The sequence below is a fragment of the Candidatus Frankia nodulisporulans genome (assembly GCF_902806475.1).
Lineage (GTDB): Bacteria > Actinomycetota > Actinomycetes > Frankiales > Frankiaceae > Frankia > Frankia umida.
Window position 1 is genome coordinate 1 of record NZ_CADCWS010000406.1, and the last position, 2419, is coordinate 2419.

Annotated in this window: 2 protein-coding genes; both read right to left on the minus strand. The window is 74.0% G+C overall.

All coding sequences use genetic code 11. The annotated features are described in order from the left end of the window. On the minus strand, positions 1-955 hold a 955-nt coding region (locus tag G6R24_RS20280; protein ID WP_225438854.1), incomplete at its 3' end, for an FAD-dependent monooxygenase. Continuing rightward, positions 952-2262, minus strand: coding sequence for a phenylacetate--CoA ligase family protein (locus G6R24_RS20285; RefSeq protein ID WP_163550736.1), 1311 nt, complete (start codon positions 2260-2262; stop codon positions 952-954). The genes G6R24_RS20285 and G6R24_RS20280, both read right to left, overlap by 4 nt. Between the last annotated feature and the right edge of the window lie 157 nt (positions 2263-2419).

Here is a 2419-nt window from a genome sequence, read left to right on the forward strand (position 1 = left end):
CCAGCCGGCCGTGCACCCAGCGGCGCAGTGGCTCGTGGTCCTGCACCGGCCAGTACCGGTCGCGGTCGAGCTCGGCGACGGCGGTGCGCACCGGCGCGCAGGTGCGGGCGAAGGCGGCGTCGAGCTCGTCCGGGCCGCCCCAGTCCGGGCGGTGGCCGAAGGTGGGGCTGTGGAACACCGCGGCCTGGTTGAACAGCTCGTGGCGACGCACCGGGTACTGCACCAGGTGCAGGTGTGGCCCGATCCACAGCTGGACGTCCGGCGGGACGCCGCGGGTCGGCGCCGACAGCCGCCGATAGGTCGCGTACCCGTTGGCCGCCACCCCACCGCCGCCGTAGCCGGCGTCGGCCGGGCTGATACCCGTGGCGCTGATGCCGGCGACGCCGGTCCGGGCGGCGGCGCCGGCGGCGGTGATGACCTTGGCGCGAAGTCGGGAGCGCACCCCGTCGGCGCCGATGGCCGCCCACGCCCGGTAGATTCCGCCGCCGGCGCACGCCACCTCGGCGTGGGCGCGTCCGGTCCGCGGGTCGGTGACCGTCCGGACGTCATGGACGGTCCGGCCCGTCTCGATGGTCACCGCCGGATGGGCGCGACAGTGCGCCAGCAGGACGGTGAGAAGGTCGTTGCGATGCACGACCAGGTACGGGTAGCCGTAGCGGCGGCGGTAGGGGGCGCCGACGTCCAACGCGGACAGCTCCTGGCCGGTGTGGGCGTCGCGCATCACCAGGCGGCGCGGCGCCACCGACAGCGCCTCGACGTCCCCGAGCACACCGAGGTGGGCGAGCACCCGGGTGGCGTTCGCGGCGAGTTGCAGGCCCGCGCCGAGTTCGGCGAACTCCTCGGCCCGTTCGAGCAGGTGGACGGCGTAGCCCGCGCGGGCGGCGGCCAGGGCCGCGGCGAGCCCGCCGATGCCGCCGCCGACGACGAGCAGCCCGACCGGCGACGTGGCGCTCACTGGTACATGACCGCGCCGGACCAGTCCTCACCTGGCCCGAACAGGTACCGGGCCTTGAGGATGTCCCGCTGGCCGCGCAGCGTCGCCGTCGGCACGATGCCACCCGGTGCCACCGCGTCCACCTGGTGCGGCACACCGAGCTCCCGGTCGATCGAGGACCGCAGCTCCTTGACCGCCCGCTCGCGGTGCTCGTCGGCGACCTCGATCTCGACCCGCAGCACGTCTCGGTCGGCGCGTGCCCGCCAGAACACCACCTCGCAGGGAGCGGGCAGAGCGAAGACGAGTTCCTCGAGTCGGCTCTGGGTGACGGTGGCCGGGCCCACCGGGTAGGCGAAGGCGGCCCGGCCGAACACCCGCACCGTGGGCAGCGCCCAGCCGCACGGGCATGGTGTGTCGGCGACCTCGACCTCGTCGGCCAGGTTGTAGCGCAGCAGCGGCATCGCCTCGCGCCACAGCGGGGTCACGACCAGCTGGCCGCGTCCGGTGCGGGTGAGGTCCCCGGTAGCGGGGTCGAACACCTCGAAGATGGCCCGGTCGGCCCACAGGTGCATCGTGCCGGACGGGCACTGGCCGGCGATGGTGCCGGTCTCGGTCGAGCCGTACTCCTCGATGACCGGGACACCGCCCCAGATCTCACTGATCCGGCGGCGGCGCACCTCGGTGAGGGGTTCGGCGGCGACGAACATCGCCCGCAGCGCCGGGAAGTCCCGGTCGGGGCGCAGCCCCGCGGCGCGGGCGGCGGCGGCGAGCATCATCGCCTCGGTCGGGTTGCACCAGGTGAGGGTGACCTCGAGGTCGTGCAGCACCCGCACGATGCGCGACAGCGGGGTGGCCAGGGAACGCAGGTCGCCCGGTACCACCGTGGCGCCGCAGCTGCGGGCCGCGGCGTGCGCGAGATGGCCGGTGATCACCAGCGCGTACGGGGTGCGGACCAGCAGGGTGTCCGATGGGCTGATGCCGATCCACTTGCGGGCGAACCGTTCGGCGAGGTCGGTCCAGTCCCGCTCGGTGTAGTAGGAGGCGGTCGGCTCGCCGGAGGTGCCACTGGACTCGTGGTAGGTGGCGAGCCGCTCGCGGGGCACGGCGAGCATCCCGTACGGGTAGGCGTCGCGCAGATCCTGCTTGGTGGTCAGTGCGACGTCGGCGAAGTCCGCGGCGGTCCGCGGCGGCGCACCGTCGGCGTAGCGGGCCGCGTAGAAAGGCGAGCGCAGGGCGGTGGCCAGCACTCGGGGCAGTTCGGCGCGTTGCACGGCGGCCAGCTCGTCCGGGCTGGACCAGCCGGCTGGTCCAGGGCGCGTCCACGGCATGGTGGCTCCCGTCGAAGGGGGATTTGGCACAGCTGCCAGCACAGCAGCGTCGCCGCGGCCGGATCGTGAGTAGCCGGCACTCAAATCGCTTTTCCCGGGACGGCCGAAAAGGCGCCGCGCCAGGTGGAAAAGGTCGTTTCTGCGGGGGTCGACGGGT

What these genes read in the sequence shown, in the direction of transcription:
- G6R24_RS20285 (WP_163550736.1), bottom strand. Translation starts at nt 2,262, where the DNA reads ATGCCGTGGACGCGCCCTGGACCAGCCGGCTGGTCCAGCCCGGACGAG.